Raw genomic sequence first — 16,458 nt, 5'->3', positions numbered from 1 at the left:
TTTTTGTTTAAAATTAATGCTTTTGTAATAAGGGGCGAAACTTTTGGTTAAACTTCCAAACCAAAGTGCCACCTCTAATTAACATCCAAACGGAGAAAGCTATCCAAATACCATAAAGTCCCCAATGTAAATATTTGCCCATAAAAAGTGTTGGTATAAACCCTAAAAAGGTAGCAGCTAGCTGCACTTTTCTTAAGTACTTCATTTCTCCTAAACCTTTAAAAAGGCCGTCTAATACAAAGGCAATGGTGTGTAAAGGAAGACCTATAAGAATAATAATGAATATAGTGTAAAAAGATTCTAATACTGGAGGTTCTTTAGAAAAGAATGTTCCTATAGGGTAGTAAAAAATAAAGCCAATGAGCATTAATGCAAGACTTACTATGATTCCGTACTTAGTTATTTTCTTAGCTAAAAACCATAGATTTTTGTAATCTTTTGCACCTAGCAATTTCCCTCCTAGAATGTTTCCCGCGGCACCATAACCATCAATAAAAAAGGCAGCAAAAAGCCACAGGTTTATAGCTATAGTATGTGCGCCAATATATTGGTCGCCAAGTGCAGTAGCTTCTCTAACAGCTAAAATAAGAGCAGTATTTAATGCTATGGCACGAACAAAAAGGTTTAGACTCATAATAACAAGTCTTTTCAGTTCTGAATGGATAGGAAGTTTTAGTTTTAAACTTACATCCGTTTTTGTAATTAAAAGTATAAATGCTAAGATTGCCATTATTGCTTGTGCAATTAAACTGGCCCAAGCAGCTCCTTCTAAATACATAGGATTTATAAGACCTTCTATTCCATAAACTAATGCAAGATCTAAAATAACATTTACAATCGCTCCAACTATAGCTATCACCATGGGCCATACTGTATTTTGGAGCCCTCTAAAAATACCCATAATAGCAAAAACAAATAAAGTAAGAGGAAAGCCCCAAACTCTAATGCTATAATATTTTATGCAATAATCTAATATTTTACCCGAGGCATTTAATAGCATAAATATTTCTTCTATAATAAAAATGGTAGATATTAGAATAATAGCGCTTAGAGCAAGGTTCAAAAATATGGCTTGGGCGGGTAGTTTTTTTACATCATCTAATTTTCCAGCCCCTAAATATTGAGAAAGTATAGCAGATATGGCACTACGGGTTTGTCCTAATATCCAAATTAGCATAGATAAAAAGGACCCAACAATTCCTGCTGCAGCTAAAGACTCTAGTCCATCTACTGGAATGTTACCTACTATAGCGGTATCGGTAATAGATAAAAGAGGTTCTGCTATTCCTGCAATAGTAGCAGGAATGGCTAAATTATTTATGCTTTTAAAACTAATTGTTGTTTTCAATATTTCTTTACCATTAAAATGCAAATAGCAACTTTGCGAATAAGAAAATATCAGTAATTTCCGATATCTTTGCACTTGTTATCATCAATAGATTTCAATTTAATTGTAAATTTAGAATATAAATAATCAATCTAACGGTATGAAAAATATCCTAGTTCCAATTGGCACCTCACAAACGTCTCATGAAACCTTACAATATGCAATAGATTTTGCTGTAGAATTTTCGGCAAATGTATTTGTAATGGATGTATTTAGTGCTTCTTCGAAAACAGGAAGTTTAGCAAATATAACGGAGAAGATTGCAAAAAGTAGTAAAGAACGTTTAAGGGAAGTTATTGATAAAACAGAAGCTAAAAACATTGATATTAAGATTGCTACGTATAACGGAGATATCGTTGATGGTATAAATCAAATAGATAAAGAATTGGGTTTAGATTTAATTATCTTGGCGCCTAGAAGTAATGATATAAAGGAGGAGCTATATTTAGGAAGAACTTCGGGTAAGATTATAAAAAGAACAGATATACCTACATTATTGGTTCCTAAAGGAAGCATAAAAAAAGATTTTAAAAAGATATTGGTAGCTTTTAAATCTGGTGTTATTAAAAGACATAGAATACTGGATGCATTAGATACGATACGCAAAAATCAAAATTCTAAAGTAAATTTATTATTAGTAAAAACACCAGGATATACGGATGAGGATTTAAGAGTAAATACAGCCTTAATGGATATAAGCTCTAACCTTACGTTAACTGAAAATGCAACTACATATCTTGGAGTTACAGAGCATTTTAAATCTCATGAGCCAGATTTATTATGTGTTTTTAGAAGAAAAAGAGGTTTCTTTAAAAAATTATGGGAAAAGACCACTATTTCTAAATCGGAATTTTTTGCACCAATTCCAGTACTGGTTTTAAGTGTTAATAATCATTAGGATAAAAAAATTATAGGATTTCCTTTTTGGGGGATTAGCTCAGCTGGCTAGAGCGCTTGCCTGGCAGGCAAGAGGTCACCGGTTCGACTCCGGTATTCTCCACAAAACCATCACTATTCTTGGATTAGTGATGGTTTTAATTTTATAAATTAGATTTATAAAAAAATGCGCCCGTTCTCACTGACGCATTCCAACCAACCTACTTATTGACGGAGAAAATCTCCTTCAATTGTTTTACCATACCTCCGTTACCGGAGACGGTAATCTCACCGATTTTTTCGGCAATCTTTTCAACGTATTCCATTTCCTTCAGCTTGAAGAGCATTTCGTTGTCTTCCATTAGTTTTGCGGTGTTCAGCAAGCTTCGGGTCGACGCCGTTTCTTCACGCCGGGTAATGATATTCGCTTGAGCTCTCTTCTGAGCCACCAAAACCTGGTTCATTATGTCTTTCATTTCACCAGTTAAGATTACATCACGGATACCGCAGCTCAGAACTTCAACACCTAATTGTGTAGTATCCGTTTTGATATCTGCAAATACCGCTTCCGCGATGCTTTCTTTTCGCTCTAGAAGTTCATCTAGCGTATAGGTGCCGATATAGGCACGCAATACCAACTGCATAGCAATGTACAATTGCTTCTCGTAGTCTTTGCTTCCTAGCAAGGCCTTTTCGATATCTATAACTTTATACTGCGTATAGAAGTTGATACGAATAGCAGCCTTGTCTTTTGTCAACAATTCTTGACCAGAAATCTCCAATTGCAATTGACGCATATCCGCTCTGGCGATTTTGATGGAGATATCATTTTTCCAGAAATGGTAAGCACCACTTTCGAGAGTCTTGATATAAACATCATCAACCAAAAGAACAGCTTTTTCATGTGCGGCAACTTCCAAAACACGAACGTAAGGAAGTAATTGTGTATGGCTCAACATCGCTTTGGTAATAGCCTCAGTGATATAGATTTTACTCAAGTCTGCTATAACGAACTCATAGTTGATCAAACCTTTCCAGAAAGCGTACTTACCAGCTGTCAAGACCTGCTTCAAGTTTCCGTTTTCAGAAACCAAAGCCAGTTCAGCATCTTTAACTTCGATGATATGCAACATTGCTTCCAAATCTTGGTCCTGTAGCAAGATTTCTAATGCTATAGGAGCAACAAAGGCTTTGGTAAGGTCATAAATCATAACCACATTTCTAAAACCTACCCAATGTGTACCTTGGGTAATTACTTTTTGGTAATCGCCTCTTTTGAAGACCAAACCTACTTTTCCTGCATTAATTCTTACTCTTTTCATTACTTAAAATTTGTGTCCGCCAGTCTAGTGACGGACGAACGGGTTAAACTATTATCATGTATTACTATTTGTTCTATTTAAAAAAACAGCAGGGGCATATCATCTTTCTGATACGGAAATACTGGTTTTTGATACTCGTTACAATTCGTTTTATAGCATGCATCCGATTGTCTTACTAATAAAATTGTTATCAGTTTTCCAGAAGGAAGGATGACTAAAAAAGGATTTGCCTTTCACATCAAAAAAATCACCATTTCAAAGTAGCTTCATGATTGTCTTTACTCCTCTTTAGGAAATAATGACCGATGTACAACTACTGTTTTTGTCAATTATACGGAGTGACCATCCGGTGGTCTTTTTACAAGTGACCTTCTTGTTGAAAATGGATTTTCAGTCCATAACCTACATTAAAAGTGTAGTGCTCTACCAACTGAGCTACAGGTTTTCAAGCCTGATGGGAATCGAACCCATGACACCTACGTCTGTTGTTCTAACCTCTGAACTACGGTTCTTTTCAGAACCGATGGGATTCGAACCCATGACCCACAGCGCGGAGATTGTTTTTTGGTAAACAATCGAAACCATCAAGTCAAGTTATACATGAAGACATTATACTTCTCAGTAAAACTTCATACAATAGTGCCCTACAGAAACACCCAACAAGACCAGCTTGATATTGTTAATCCTGCCTAAGCAGAAATTTCTTTTCAAAGAACTTTGTACCTCTTGCCAGATTCGAACTGGCACTTTCGTCGAAACGAACAGATTGGCTATAAATGCGCTTCCCTACTTTGGTACTTGACTATTTCGGTGCTTCTGCAAATTCTATTCATTAGCAGGCACGCCGCTAACAACATCTTCCAATCACTCCGTGGCTACGATCAATATCTTTTACCACAGCTCTTCCTTTTAAGCTAAAGAGGTATTTTCCAATTACTTCACAAAACTGAAACATAACTACGCAATTATTATGCGTAGTTCAGATTTCTTTTGTTTTTAGCAGAAGTAGCAAGACTCGAACTCGCATTTCTGGGTTCGTAGCCCAGCGTTCTATCCAATTGAACTATACTCTTATGGTGGAACAGACAGGATTAGTTCGCCTATTCTTTATTTTATAAATCGTTGCTCATGAATGCAGAAAAGCATTTCGAATATGTGCTACAATCGCCTGTATATCAATTGTTTCGTAATTCAACTATCTAGTTTTGTATTTTTTTACTTCTCATTCAATTGTTTAAAATTATTCCACAAAAAAAGCGCCCAATTGTAATTGGACGCTTTCATTTTATCGCTTAATCGAGTTATTTCATAGAATCAACTGTTGGATAAAGTCACATAGCGTCCGTTTCGCTCACTATATTCTGAGCGAAAATAGAAGAGCCAAAGCTCTATTTGTTGGATGATATGTAACTCTCTCGGTGTCATTTGTTTACAAAGATGTTATTTTTAAACGTTTTGTTACTACTATTTGTTCTTTTTCTTCCTTTTTTTAGTTGATAATTTCTTCTTTTGTGCTTTAGATTTATCCAATTTCAATTTCTTTTTAATTCTATTTTCTTCATCAACTATATAAAACATATAGTCATTGTTATAGGTAAGTCTTTTTGCTTCTTTTAAATGTTGCAGCGCAACCTTATAATTTCCATTTGTTTCTAATGCATAGGCCGAAATACAGTACAGCTGAGCTTTATCTATACCTTTTATAGAAAGAGCAAATTCAATTAATCGAAACGCCTTTTCATTTTCATCCGCCCAGATTAAATACTTAGCATATAATGGGTATACATCTATATTATAAGTATCAATTGCTATCACCCTATCAAAGCAATCGAATGCTTCCGAATACTGATTCAAATTTCGAGCATAAACTTTACCTAAAAGACAAAGGGAGGCACAATGATTTTCATCGTAGGACAGGGCGTAGTTCAGTGATTCACAAACTTCGTCCCAATCATAACCAGATGCCGCCTTTGCTTTTAAATAATAGGTATCGGCTATTGTTAGTCCCATTTTTGTTGTTTTAAATCGTTTTTTAGCTTTTGCCGTTTTGGTTTAAAGCTTTTATTTTCTTTTTGGTGTTTGAAATCGGTTCCTTTAAAAATCCGGACCGGATTTCCGCGTTCTATATTCAGATGATTTTCCCATTGGTCCGTCATCCTTTCTTTAAGCTTTTCTATGTTAGCCTCGTTTGCTTTTTCTTTTAATCGGGCTATCGCAAGTTTTTTGTTTTGATGTTGCGAACGACTATCCATGGCAACTACTTGTACTCCTGTGGGGGTATGAATTGCCCGTACGGCTGAGTTTACCTTATTTACATTCTGACCACCAGGACCTGCACTTCTCATCGTTTGAAAAGAGATATCTCTGTCACATATTTCAGAATGCTGTGGCAATTTCAATTCGAAAGCTCCGATAAACCAGTTTTTACGTTTGTGGTATTTTCGAAAAGTTGAGTTGCCAATCCATTGAATTGTTCCTAACCAAGTAGCTAAAAAAACTTCTAGGGTTGCCCCTTTCAAGCGGATGCTGACTGATTGTATCGTTCCATTTTGATTGCCTTTTTCTCTTTGCAAGATGACATACTGAAACCCTTCAGTCTTGGCTTCTTGCAAGAATTTCCTAAGCACTTGGGAAACAACCCAGCTACATTCTGCTGGGCCTCTTCCTGCTGTTATTTGTATTATTTTTTCCATTTTTTCTTTCTTTAAAAAAAAGTAGCCAGCATTAGTATTCCAATAATCTTAGGTTTTCAATATGCTTTATGAATACCGTCGCTAACTACTATCTGTTATTTATCCATTCGCACTATTTTGGGTGTAAAGGTTCCGAGTACTTCAACCAATTCTTGTTGATTTGCCATGACCTTTTCAATGTTTTTGTAGGCCATTGGTGCTTCATCAATTCCTCCACCTATAAGGCTTACCTCATTTGCGTCTAATTGCTTTTTAATCTCGCTGCGAGTAAACGTTTCTTTACACTTTCGTCTTGAAAAAAGACGTCCTGCACCGTGGGAAGCAGAGTGTAAACTCTCCTTGTTACCCAAACCTTTTACGATGTAACCAGGAGCGGTCATTGAGCCAGGTATAATCCCCAATACTCCTTTCCCTGCTGGTGTAGCTCCTTTTCTGTGCACAATGCATTCTTCGCCGTTTACCTCTTCTTTCCAAGCGAAATTGTGATGATTGTCAATTTTTGCCACCGCTTTTTCTCCAATTAATTTGGCCAGACGCTTGTGAATATTATCATGACATGCGGTTGCATAATCGCCAGCTAAATTCATAGCTAACCAATATTCTTGCCCGTCGTGCGTATTTAAATCTAACCAAGCCAAGTGTTGTACTTGCTTTGGTAACGGACATTGCTTAGTTGCCAAATAGGTATAGTGCTTTGCAATATTTGCACCCAACCCTCGTGAACCGCTGTGAGATAATATGCCTAGATATTCTCCAGATTTTAATCCCCATTCGTTTTTTGCATCCATTATAGAAACACTTCCGAACTCGACAAAATGATTTCCTCCACCTGAGGTTCCTAATTGCTTATAGGCTTTGTCTTTCAATCTTTTTACCAAAGGGATGTCGTTAAATTCATCTCTTTCAAAGATTTCATGGTCATGTTTTATTTGATGCGTTTCTCGCATTCCGAATTTGGTATGCTCAGAAAGGATGTTCGACAATTGATGTTTCTTTCCTTTCAGATAAGAGACTGGAATAGGATAAATAGTCAAACACATTCTACAACCGATATCAACGCCTACTCCATAAGGAATCACCGAATTCTTCGTTGCCAAAACACCACCAATGGGTAAACCATAACCAGAATGTGCATCTGGCATCAATGCGCCGGCAACAGAAACTGGAAGTTTTAAGGCATCATACAATTGATACTTGGCTTGTTCTTCAATTTCATTTTCACCATAAATATGAAATGGTGCGCGTACCGCTTTGAGTGCATGCTTTTTCACTATTACAGGATCTACCAAACTTTCAGCAATCTTACCCCAAACCCCATCACCTTTATAGTTTTCAGGATGTAACAATACTTTTTTGGCTTCTCTCAGTATCTGTTCTTTCTTTACTCGTTTGTGATACCGATTGATTTGACCTAATGTAATGTTGATACTATTGTTCTTTGGAAATCCCAATTTAATTAGGTCTTTTCCGCTTAATTTCTTTCCCATGATTTTAATTTTAGGAATAGGATGGCTGTTCCATTTATGGAAACCATACTAGATTTGATATGTTAATTCGGAAAGTTGTGCCTCGAAAAAGAAGGGCATAAAAAAAGTCCGAAACTTTGGAGCTTCGGACTTTCTATCATATTGCGAGTAGCGCTATGCGTGTATGAAGTCCTGAAGCGACACTACAATTGCACCTGGTGCTTGTAGTGTTTTTTGATATGTGATTGAAATTGTCATATATACTTCAGTTAAAAATGTTATTGTTTAATTCTGGTGCAAATCTAAAACGGATATTTGAATTACACAAATAAAATTAAATATAAATTACTGACAATCAATTGTTTGCGGTTAAATTTAGACATAAGATAGCCTGTCCGTTAGTTAACAGATAGCAGCATTATTCATCAATTTGCTGTTTTTCAAATGCTTAGCTTTCAAATGGCATTCTTTTAGAATTTTGAGAATTCTCTAAAAAATTTACATAAAAAAAGCGCCCAATATCTTGGACGCTCTAGTTATGTATCTGTTTTCAATAGTATCTACCCATCAATTCGATGCAATTTTAGCTTTTTAGCGTCCGGTATGTGATTAAAATGATTTAGCATGTACTTTGTTTTTATGATTTACTTTTAAAATTTAAAGAATAAAATGTGGTATGATGCCTATAATATTTCTATTACTTTACCATACACATTTTTGGTCCATCCGTTAATTCTACCGCTATTATTACCAATGAGTAAACCGCGTTTGTCACTTTTTCCTTTTACAAGGTGCGTAAATACATTTCCACGTACTTTACAGAATACAATATCACCTACCTTACAATTTTCCCAACTTATTGGCGCAAGCCTAACAGGTTGTTTAGATTTTAGTATAGGTAACATAGAATTACCAGGTTCTTTTGAAATGATAGTCTCACCATCTTGCAATTTTTGAATTTTCCAATTCATCATTTAAATTTTAAAAGTTATGCAAACCAACTCTTGGCTTACATATCTCCCAAAAGATTTCAAAAGAACTATTTCAATGAACTACTGCAAAGGTGCAAAAATTATTTTAAAGAAGCATTTTTTAGGTTAAGTAGAATTTCTTCTCGACTAGCACCATCAAGTTGTTTTTTATAACAATCGTCTAAAATCACTCCGAATTTTTCGGATGGTTTTAGACCTAAAGCAATTAAATCTCTACCCAGAATAACACGTTGAATCTCTTTTTTACCAAATTCTTTAAATAGCTCAAAACACTTTTCAGATGCTCCATGCTTATCTAACATAACATTTCTACCAGTTCTTCCCGCTGAATCAGCTTTGCTTTGCCATCCTAAAATATCTAACCTACATTTATTATGCAGACGTTTCCAAGCAGACTCTTTGGCCTTAGAATTAAATAATTGCCCTGCTCTCATGTGTAACCCAACAATTGTACTCACTCTTTCTATAAGTGACTTATTATTAGTAATTCTTTTCATAAATGTTTCAGCTAAAGGAATTCCTGCAACATCATGCCCATTAGCCGTTAGTTCTGGTGTGGTGGTTGATGGTTTTCCAATGTCATGTAGCAATGCACCAAACATATAAGTTAACCGCCAATCCTCAGGCACCAAATCTCTTAGTTTAGCCGCATTGTCTATAACCATACAAGTATGCACCCAAACATCTCCTTCAGGATGCCAAATAGGATTTTGTGGACATCCTACTAAATTTTGTAATTCAGGAAAATGTTTTAACCAACCCGAAGCTTTTAAGAACTCTAATCCAATAGAAGGTCTTTCAGCTTTTAGTAATAACTTTTCCCACTCTACAAAAATGCGTTCCGCTTGTAATTCAGAAAAAAATTCAACCATTTTTTTACAAATCTCTAGCGTTTCTTTTGCTACTAATTTACCTTTTCTAGGTAAAAGCTGCATAATACGTAAAACTCGTAAAGGGTCTTCTATAAAAGTATGTTCATTCGTGGCTCTAAGTATTCCTTTTTCTAAATCTGCCAACCCATTATATGGATCCACCAATTCTCCAGTATGTAAGTTTAGATACATGCTATTAATAGTGAGGTCTCTTCTTTTACCTGCTTCTTTTGGCGTCATTTTCGCATCTAATTCAACGGTAAATCCTTTGTGACCTATCCCTACTTTATTTTCTCTTCTAGGGATTGACATATCGATTTCGAAATTAGCAATGACTGTTTTTATAACTCCAAAAGATTTACCTACCAGATTACAATTCATATCTAAACCTTCTATCAACTCAACAAGTTGTACATAGGAAAGACCATAAACTTCAATATCTATATCTTTTACTTCTAATCCATTGATGTTATCAATAACGGCTCCACCTATCAACATAGCTGTTCCATTATTCTGTTCTATTTCTTTTAATAATCTTTGGAAAGCTTCTTCTTCAAAGATTGTATGCCTTGTATTTTGTGAATTTTCCATAGTATTATTTTGTCTAAATTAATTTTTATTTCTTCCTCCTTCTCTTCCAAGGCGCATTGATCTGAAAATCTCCAGCCATAATGCAGCCATAAGGCAGTACTTCATCTATAACCTCTCCTAAACCATATTCTTCCATTTGAGAACGAACTGTTTGTGCATTTTTATAAGCACTAGGTAATTCAGAAATGTCAATCTCTTTAGAAAAGAAACGTACATCTAAGCCTTCTGTTTCTATATCAAACAATGCTTCTTTTGTAAAATCGGCGTTGTTTCTTTTGTGTTGCGTACGGCTCATATTTCTACCAGCACCATGTGGTGCAAAGCCTAAATTGTTTGCGGTTGTTTTACCCTCGACAATTAAAACGGGTTCAGCCATGTTCAAAGGAATCAATCTAGGCCCAGTAATATCAGGCATAAATTTCGCATCCAAAGGAGTGGCGCCCTTAGCATGATAGAACAAATCTCCATCTTTGAAAACAAAGTTATGCTCATTCCAGTAACGGTCTTCAGCTTCCATCTTCAAAACTTCTAAAGTGGCATTATGAATACATTCGTGGTTTAACTTTGTCCATTTTCTTATGGTTTGTAAAGCGTTCCAATACAACTGTCCTTCTTCCGTTTCAAAAGGAATCCACGCATTTTGTTTTAAGGCAGCAGGGCATAAATCTTTTCTGAATCGCTCAGCTATATGCATTCCTTTTTTATATAATCTGGCACCAGGCGCTCTTGAACCATGATGCGTAATCATCATAGTATTACCCGTTTTTTCTGAAATACCCACAAACAAGAAGTGATTACCATCACCTTGTGTACCTAAATGCTCCTTCGCGAGACTTATGTCTTTATCGGCACTCAATAATTTGTTGGCCTTGAACTCAGCTAATAGTTCTTCGGTCAGCTGAAATTGTTTTCCACGTGGTCTTCCACCAGGACCAAAATGCGTTACGGAATGCGCAGCATCCAAAACTAGTTTTGGGTCCGTTTTTCCGAAATCAGTCAACATTACAGAACAACAAATATCTGCACTATGCATACCTGGATGGATGGCGTTTTTTACGACTACCACACCCCCAACAGGAATTGTTCCTGAAGGACCAGTCGGACAAGCATCTGGCATAACTGCACCATTGACTACCGTAGGCGTACGCATTAAAACCTTCATAGATTCTACCACGGAGTTAACATTGGTTTCTTCCAATTGGTTTTCTGCTTTGATGTTTATAGCAAATTCAGCAGCAGTTGCATGTAAGTTTACCATAGGAGGTAAGCGATATTGCTCTAAGAACTCGAGCATAGCTTCACCTTCTAATTGGTTTGTGTTTATATAGTCGATGGCTTCTGGAAACCATTTTCCTGAACGAAAACCTAAATCGATTAATTCTTTTCCTGTAATGTTTACTTTATTTTTCATCTGTCGATTCTTATTATTTTTCAAAGGTCAGATGCAATTCGCCTTTGGAAATCGGATAATATTAGCCAATCCGTTTTGGCTCATTTCATAATTCCTTTTAATTAGCTCTGCCGATTCCAAGCGTTCGGCAGAGCGCTACATGAAGTCGGTGAACCGGCTTCTTTATGATTCCGGTACAAACTTGCGATTCATGTGCGCAATTATTTTGCGTAGTATAGGTTGATTTAGTATTTTCATTAAAAATACTCCTAAATGGCCCTAAACAAAAACGCTCTAATCCGATACAAAACTATTGACAAATGCCTTCAAAATAACTATCGGCAATGGACTCTGAATGATTTGATAGAGGCCTGTTCAGATGCCCTACACGAATACGAGGGTAGGGAAGTGAACGTAAGTAAACGTACCGTGCAACTCGATATTCAGTTGATGCGCGGTGATAAACTAGGTTACAATGCTCCAATTGTTGCTTATGATAGAAAGTATTACAAATACGAAGATGAGGATTATTCCATTACAGATATCCCGATAACCGAGAACGACATGAATGTGCTTTCCGAAACGGTGGAAATGCTAAAGCAGTTTAAAGATTTTTCTTTGTTTTCAGAACTGGGTGGAATTATTCAACGGTTAGAAGATAAAGTATATACGGAGAAGACGCATCAATCCTCCATTATTCATTTAGATAAAAACGAGAATCTCAAAGGACTCCATTGGCTTGACGAACTCTATCAAGCTATTCAGAAAAAGGTGGTTTTGAAATTAGAGTATAAATCTTTTAAAGCTGCTACGGCTAATGTAATTACTTTTCACCCCTGTTTATTGAAGGAATTTAACAACAGATGGTTTCTGATTGGGATGGGAAATAAGAACATGGGCATAGTAAATCTGGCCCTTGACCGAATCATTTCCATTGACTATGATTTCACAACTCCATATTCCAACTATGAATTTGATGCAGACAGCTTTTATAAAGACATAGTAGGTGTGACCGTTAACCAAGGGGAACGGGCTTCTAATATTAAATTATGGATTGACAAATACAATGCTCCTTATGTCGTCACTAAACCTTTACATCATTCACAGATTATTGAAAAAGAAAATGAAGATGGAAGTGTTGAAGTAAATATCAAAGTGAAAATCAACTTTGAATTGGAACGTTTGATTTTGGGTTTTGGTGATGCTATTGAAGTAATTCAACCTGAAAGACTTCGCAAGCGAATTGCTAAGAAATTGGAAAAAGCTATAAGTCTGTATAGCAAAAGTTAGCTTTACACTTCCCTAAGCCAAAGTACTCTTTCCCTCAATGCCTGTTTTATAAAAGATAATTTAGAGCGAGTTTTACATTAAACAATAAAACAGACCAACCATGAAAAAGCTAATTTCACTCATTTTTTTGTCCGTATGCTCCCAGCTTTTTGCCCAAGAGTCTCTGGAAATAGTACTAAAAGATTCTAGTAAATTAAAACTTACTAGTCTAAAAATAGATGTAAGTATCGTTGGTAATTTTGCCACTACTACCTACGATATGAAGTTCTACAACGAACTAGATAGAACCTTGGAAGGAGAATTAGTGTTTCCTTTAGGAGAAGGTCAATCAGTTTCTCAATTTGCTATGGATGTTAACGGCAAACTTCGTGAAGCAGTCATTGTAGAAAAGGAATTAGCTCGTGTTGCTTTTGAAAGCACTGTAAGGCAGAACATTGACCCGGGCCTATTGGAAAAAACGGAGGGAAACAATTATAAGGCAAGAGTATATCCCATATTACCAAGAAAGCATAAACATGTTGTTTTGACTTTTGAGCAAGAACTGTCAACATCGAACCAGCATAAAACCTATGAACTGCCATTGGGTATAAAGACAGATTTAGATAATTTTTCAATACAAATGCAAGTTTTTAATGGAGAGATGCTGCCTAAAATAAAAAGTAGTAGCTACAAAAACTTCTTCTTTAAAAAGAAGAATGATGTTTTTACTGCAAATTTAGAACGGCAAAATCATGCTCCAACCTCCCCTGTACTTGTAGAACTACTAAATACAAACAATACAGAGACAATATTAAGCTACAGGGATTATTTTTATGTAAATCAGACACTCAAACCGAACACTAGACTAAAACAAAAACCTAAAAAAATCAACTTGCTGTGGGATACGTCTTATTCATTAAGAAATAGAAATTTAAGTAAAGAGCTATCGATTTTAGGAGAATATTTCGAATACCTCAGAGACGTTGAAGTGCATTATATTACCTTTAGTAATTCTATACACAAAAACATTGTTTTCAAGGTTCAGAATGGGAATTGGGAAGGACTGAAAAAAGTACTGAAAGAAGCTGTTTATGATGGGGGAACATCTATGAATTTGTTTAAATCACTACTCAAGAAGTCGGGCGAGACACTTCTGTTCACGGATGGGTTAGCAAATCTTGGAGATTTCTCTATTCCGAATAAGCAAGCTATTTATACAATCAACTCAACTACTTCTGCAAATCATGAATTGCTAAGAGAAATTGCTACTTCATCTGGCGGCACTTATATCAATCTAGTTCGGTTACCTGAAACAGAAGCCATAAATACTTTAAAACAAGAAACATTTCAATTTTTAGGAGTTAAACATAACAATACTGTTCGGGAAGTATATCCAAAGAATAAAACATACGTTTCCAAAGATTTTTCCGTTTCAGGGAGATTTTCAGAAGAAACTTCCGTAGAACTGTTATTTGGCTATGGTGGAAAAGTTACTGAGCGAATCAAGGTTCCAATTAAAAAATCTCAAGGTACAGAGTTAGTCAAAAGATTATGGGCCAAACAAAAACTTAAGTACTTAAATACTAATAAAGGGGAGAACAAAGAAAAAATAATTTCACTTGCTAAAAGCCATCATTTGATAACAGATTATACCTCAATGTTGATTTTAGATAGAATTGAAGATTATGTGCGTTATCGTATTGAGCCACCTCAGGAATTGAAAGCTGAATATAAGGAACGGATTAAAAATTTAGAGTCAGCCGAAGTTGATAACCTTGAAGACTTAAATGACAGAAAAGAAGATTTGTTTGATGATTACGCAGCTATTTCGGAATGGTACGCTACCAAGTATCCAAAGAAGAAAGTAAAACAACCCAAAAAGGAAATAGCAAATAATGAAGATACTTCTGTTCCACAAAATAATACTGCTAATGTAGACGCTACCATAGCAACTGACAGTCTTACGAGCCATCCGCCATCTACAAGAATAAGTATTAATATTGATTCGACTAGAAGAATAATTTCTGGTACAGTGTTGGATATTGAAGGAGAACCATTACCAGCAGCGAATGTGTTAGTAAAAGGAACAACGACAGGAACAACAACTGACTTTGATGGTAATTTTAACATAAATGCCGAAGAAGGTGATGAGCTTGTTTTCTCTTATATCGGATTTACGACGACAAATGCTTTTATCGGAGATGCGGATAGCATTTCAATTTCATTGGAAGAAGATGCCGGACATTTAGATGAGGTGGTTGTTGTAGGGAATGGTGTTCAAAGAGTACAAAATATGACCGGTTCAGTGACCTCGGTTGTTTCTCAAGCCTTACAAGGCAAGGCCGCAGGGGTTCAAATCACTCAAAATTCCGGGGAACCAGGTTCAAATACAACTGTTGTAGTAAGGGGATTGAGTTCTATGTCTAATAATAGCAATCCACTTTATATTGTGGACGGGAAAATAGCAACAAATAACCCGATGCTGAACTTAAAACCAGATGATATCCAAGAGATACAAGTTTTAAAAGCACTAAGTGCTGCAGCAATTTATGGTGCTAGAGCTTCTAATGGAGTTATAATTATAACCACAAAGGAAGGCTTGGAATCTAATCAAGAAGCGATAGAGGAATTGAATCAAGAAATAACTGATAAAATAGAACTAAAATCATGGAATCCAGAGACACCCTATATTAAGATTCTAGAAAAAGAGGCAACCGTTGAATTAGCTTATAAAAAGTATCTGGATATAAGAGATGATTATTCCAATAGCCCTTCATTTTATCTTGACGTATCTGACTTTTTTGAGAAAAAAGAAAAATATGATATCGCCATTACAATTCTTACCAACCTAATGGAAGTAGAATTGAACAATCACGAAATCATGAAAGCTTTAGCGTATAAGTTGGAATATTTTGAAGAATACCAATTGGCAACTATTGTTTATGAGAAAGTATTGGAATTAAGACCAGAGGAGCCGCAGTCATATAGAGATTTGGCTTTGGCGTATGAGCAGTCTGGTGAAATACAAAGGAGTTATGATTTACTATACAAATTGTATAAAGGGGATTTATTAGAAAAGGATGAAGAAGAACGTTTCTATGGAATAGAACAAATTGCCTTTATTGAACTTACCAGACTTGTCAATAAATATGGGAAAGAGCTTAAACTTAATAAAGCCGAAAAGGAGAATTTTAAAGACCTGTCGATGGATGTAAGAATCGTTATCGATTGGAATCATAACGATACTGATATTGATTTATGGGTAGAAGACCCAAGAGATGAAAAGGCGTACTATAAAAACCCAGAAACCAAAATTGGGGGTCATATGTCAGAAGATATGATGGAAGGTTATGGACCTGAAGAATTTATGCTAAAAGACGCAATTAAGGGAGAATACAAAATTTTAGTAGACTATTATGCAGATGCTGTTCAGAAAATATCTGGTCCAACCGTTTTAAAGGTGACGATGTTTACCAATTACGCTAGGCCAAGCGAAGAACGTAAAATAGCAGTAGTAAGACTCGATAAAGAAGAAGATGAACTTGAGGTTGGAGTTTTAAGGTTTTAAAAAGAATACCTTCTATTAAGAATTAAAATTTT

11 protein-coding genes and 2 tRNA genes are annotated in these 16,458 nt (G+C 35.7%); 4 read left to right on the top strand and 9 right to left on the bottom strand.

From position 1 onward, the window contains the following. Positions 1-13 precede the first annotated feature (13 nt). On the bottom strand, positions 14-1,348 hold the full coding sequence (locus Q0856_RS09205; protein ID WP_298504328.1) for an MATE family efflux transporter: 1,335 nt from the start codon (positions 1,346-1,348) through the stop codon (positions 14-16). A 139-nt stretch (positions 1,349-1,487) separates the two neighbouring features. Here Q0856_RS09205 and Q0856_RS09200 point away from each other — a divergent pair, with 139 nt between their 5' ends. Further along, positions 1,488-2,285, top strand: a complete 798-nt coding sequence (locus Q0856_RS09200; protein ID WP_298478546.1) for a universal stress protein — start codon at positions 1,488-1,490, stop codon at positions 2,283-2,285. A gap of 28 nt (positions 2,286-2,313) precedes the next feature. Then, positions 2,314-2,387, top strand: a tRNA-Ala gene (locus Q0856_RS09195). Positions 2,388-2,484: 97 nt separating this feature from the next. Here Q0856_RS09195 and Q0856_RS09190 read toward each other — a convergent pair. The 8 genes from Q0856_RS09190 to Q0856_RS09155 all read right to left on the bottom strand — a co-directional run bounded on the left by Q0856_RS09190 (position 2,485) and on the right by Q0856_RS09155 (position 11,610). Beyond that, positions 2,485-3,585 carry a slipin family protein gene (locus tag Q0856_RS09190; RefSeq protein ID WP_298504326.1) on the bottom strand — a complete coding sequence of 367 codons (1,101 nt, stop codon included), beginning with the start codon at positions 3,583-3,585 and terminating at the stop codon, positions 2,485-2,487. A gap of 1,000 nt (positions 3,586-4,585) precedes the next feature. Continuing rightward, positions 4,586-4,658, bottom strand: a tRNA-Arg gene (locus Q0856_RS09185). Positions 4,659-5,049: 391 nt separating this feature from the next. Beyond that, entirely contained in the window at positions 5,050-5,595 is a 546-nt protein-coding gene (locus tag Q0856_RS09180) for a hypothetical protein (protein ID WP_298504325.1), read from the bottom strand. Further along, complete coding sequence (prfH, locus tag Q0856_RS09175; protein ID WP_298504323.1) at positions 5,586-6,278, bottom strand: peptide chain release factor H; 693 nt, start codon at positions 6,276-6,278, stop codon at positions 5,586-5,588. The genes Q0856_RS09180 and prfH overlap by 10 nt, the downstream gene beginning before the upstream one ends. A 95-nt stretch (positions 6,279-6,373) precedes the next feature. Then, entirely contained in the window at positions 6,374-7,765 is a 1,392-nt protein-coding gene (locus Q0856_RS09170; RefSeq protein ID WP_298504321.1) for an RtcB family protein, read from the bottom strand. A 662-nt stretch (positions 7,766-8,427) separates the two neighbouring features. Beyond that, on the bottom strand, positions 8,428-8,718 hold the full coding sequence (locus Q0856_RS09165; RefSeq protein ID WP_298478561.1) for a hypothetical protein: 291 nt from the start codon (positions 8,716-8,718) through the stop codon (positions 8,428-8,430). Between the two features lie 98 nt (positions 8,719-8,816). After that, positions 8,817-10,199: an HD domain-containing protein gene (locus tag Q0856_RS09160; RefSeq protein WP_298504319.1), complete on the bottom strand. Its 1,383-nt coding sequence runs from the start codon at positions 10,197-10,199 to the stop codon at positions 8,817-8,819. Positions 10,200-10,224: 25 nt separating this feature from the next. Beyond that, positions 10,225-11,610, bottom strand: a complete 1,386-nt coding sequence (locus Q0856_RS09155) for an RtcB family protein (RefSeq protein WP_298504318.1) — start codon at positions 11,608-11,610, stop codon at positions 10,225-10,227. A 252-nt stretch (positions 11,611-11,862) separates the two neighbouring features. Between Q0856_RS09155 and Q0856_RS09150 the strand changes: the two genes are divergently transcribed. Together Q0856_RS09150 and Q0856_RS09145 are read left to right on the top strand one after the other, a co-directional pair. Then, positions 11,863-12,879 (top strand): WYL domain-containing protein, encoded by a 1,017-nt coding sequence (locus tag Q0856_RS09150; protein WP_298504317.1) that lies wholly within the window; start codon positions 11,863-11,865, stop codon positions 12,877-12,879. A 100-nt stretch (positions 12,880-12,979) separates the two neighbouring features. Further along, complete coding sequence (locus Q0856_RS09145) at positions 12,980-16,426, top strand: VIT domain-containing protein (RefSeq protein ID WP_298504316.1); 3,447 nt, start codon at positions 12,980-12,982, stop codon at positions 16,424-16,426. Positions 16,427-16,458: the final 32 nt, after the last annotated feature.

Origin of the sequence: uncultured Maribacter sp. (genome assembly GCF_947496775.1) — a bacterium.
Classification (GTDB): domain Bacteria; phylum Bacteroidota; class Bacteroidia; order Flavobacteriales; family Flavobacteriaceae; genus Maribacter_B.
The sequence above is the reverse complement of the archived record's forward strand: the minus strand, read 5'-3'. Positions and strand labels throughout refer to the sequence as shown.

Coding starts and splice junctions, on each gene's coding strand:
- Q0856_RS09155 (WP_298504318.1), bottom strand. CDS start 11,610: ATGAAAAATAAAGTAAACATTACAGGAAAAGAATTAATCGATTTAGGT.
- Q0856_RS09180 (WP_298504325.1), bottom strand. CDS start 5,595: ATGGGACTAACAATAGCCGATACCTATTATTTAAAAGCAAAGGCGGCA.
- prfH (WP_298504323.1), bottom strand. CDS start 6,278: ATGGAAAAAATAATACAAATAACAGCAGGAAGAGGCCCAGCAGAATGT.
- Q0856_RS09160 (WP_298504319.1), bottom strand. CDS start 10,199: ATGGAAAATTCACAAAATACAAGGCATACAATCTTTGAAGAAGAAGCT.
- Q0856_RS09170 (WP_298504321.1), bottom strand. CDS start 7,765: ATGGGAAAGAAATTAAGCGGAAAAGACCTAATTAAATTGGGATTTCCA.
- Q0856_RS09145 (WP_298504316.1), top strand. CDS start 12,980: ATGAAAAAGCTAATTTCACTCATTTTTTTGTCCGTATGCTCCCAGCTT.
- Q0856_RS09150 (WP_298504317.1), top strand. CDS start 11,863: ATGGCCCTAAACAAAAACGCTCTAATCCGATACAAAACTATTGACAAA.
- Q0856_RS09200 (WP_298478546.1), top strand. CDS start 1,488: ATGAAAAATATCCTAGTTCCAATTGGCACCTCACAAACGTCTCATGAA.
- Q0856_RS09190 (WP_298504326.1), bottom strand. CDS start 3,585: ATGAAAAGAGTAAGAATTAATGCAGGAAAAGTAGGTTTGGTCTTCAAA.
- Q0856_RS09165 (WP_298478561.1), bottom strand. CDS start 8,718: ATGATGAATTGGAAAATTCAAAAATTGCAAGATGGTGAGACTATCATT.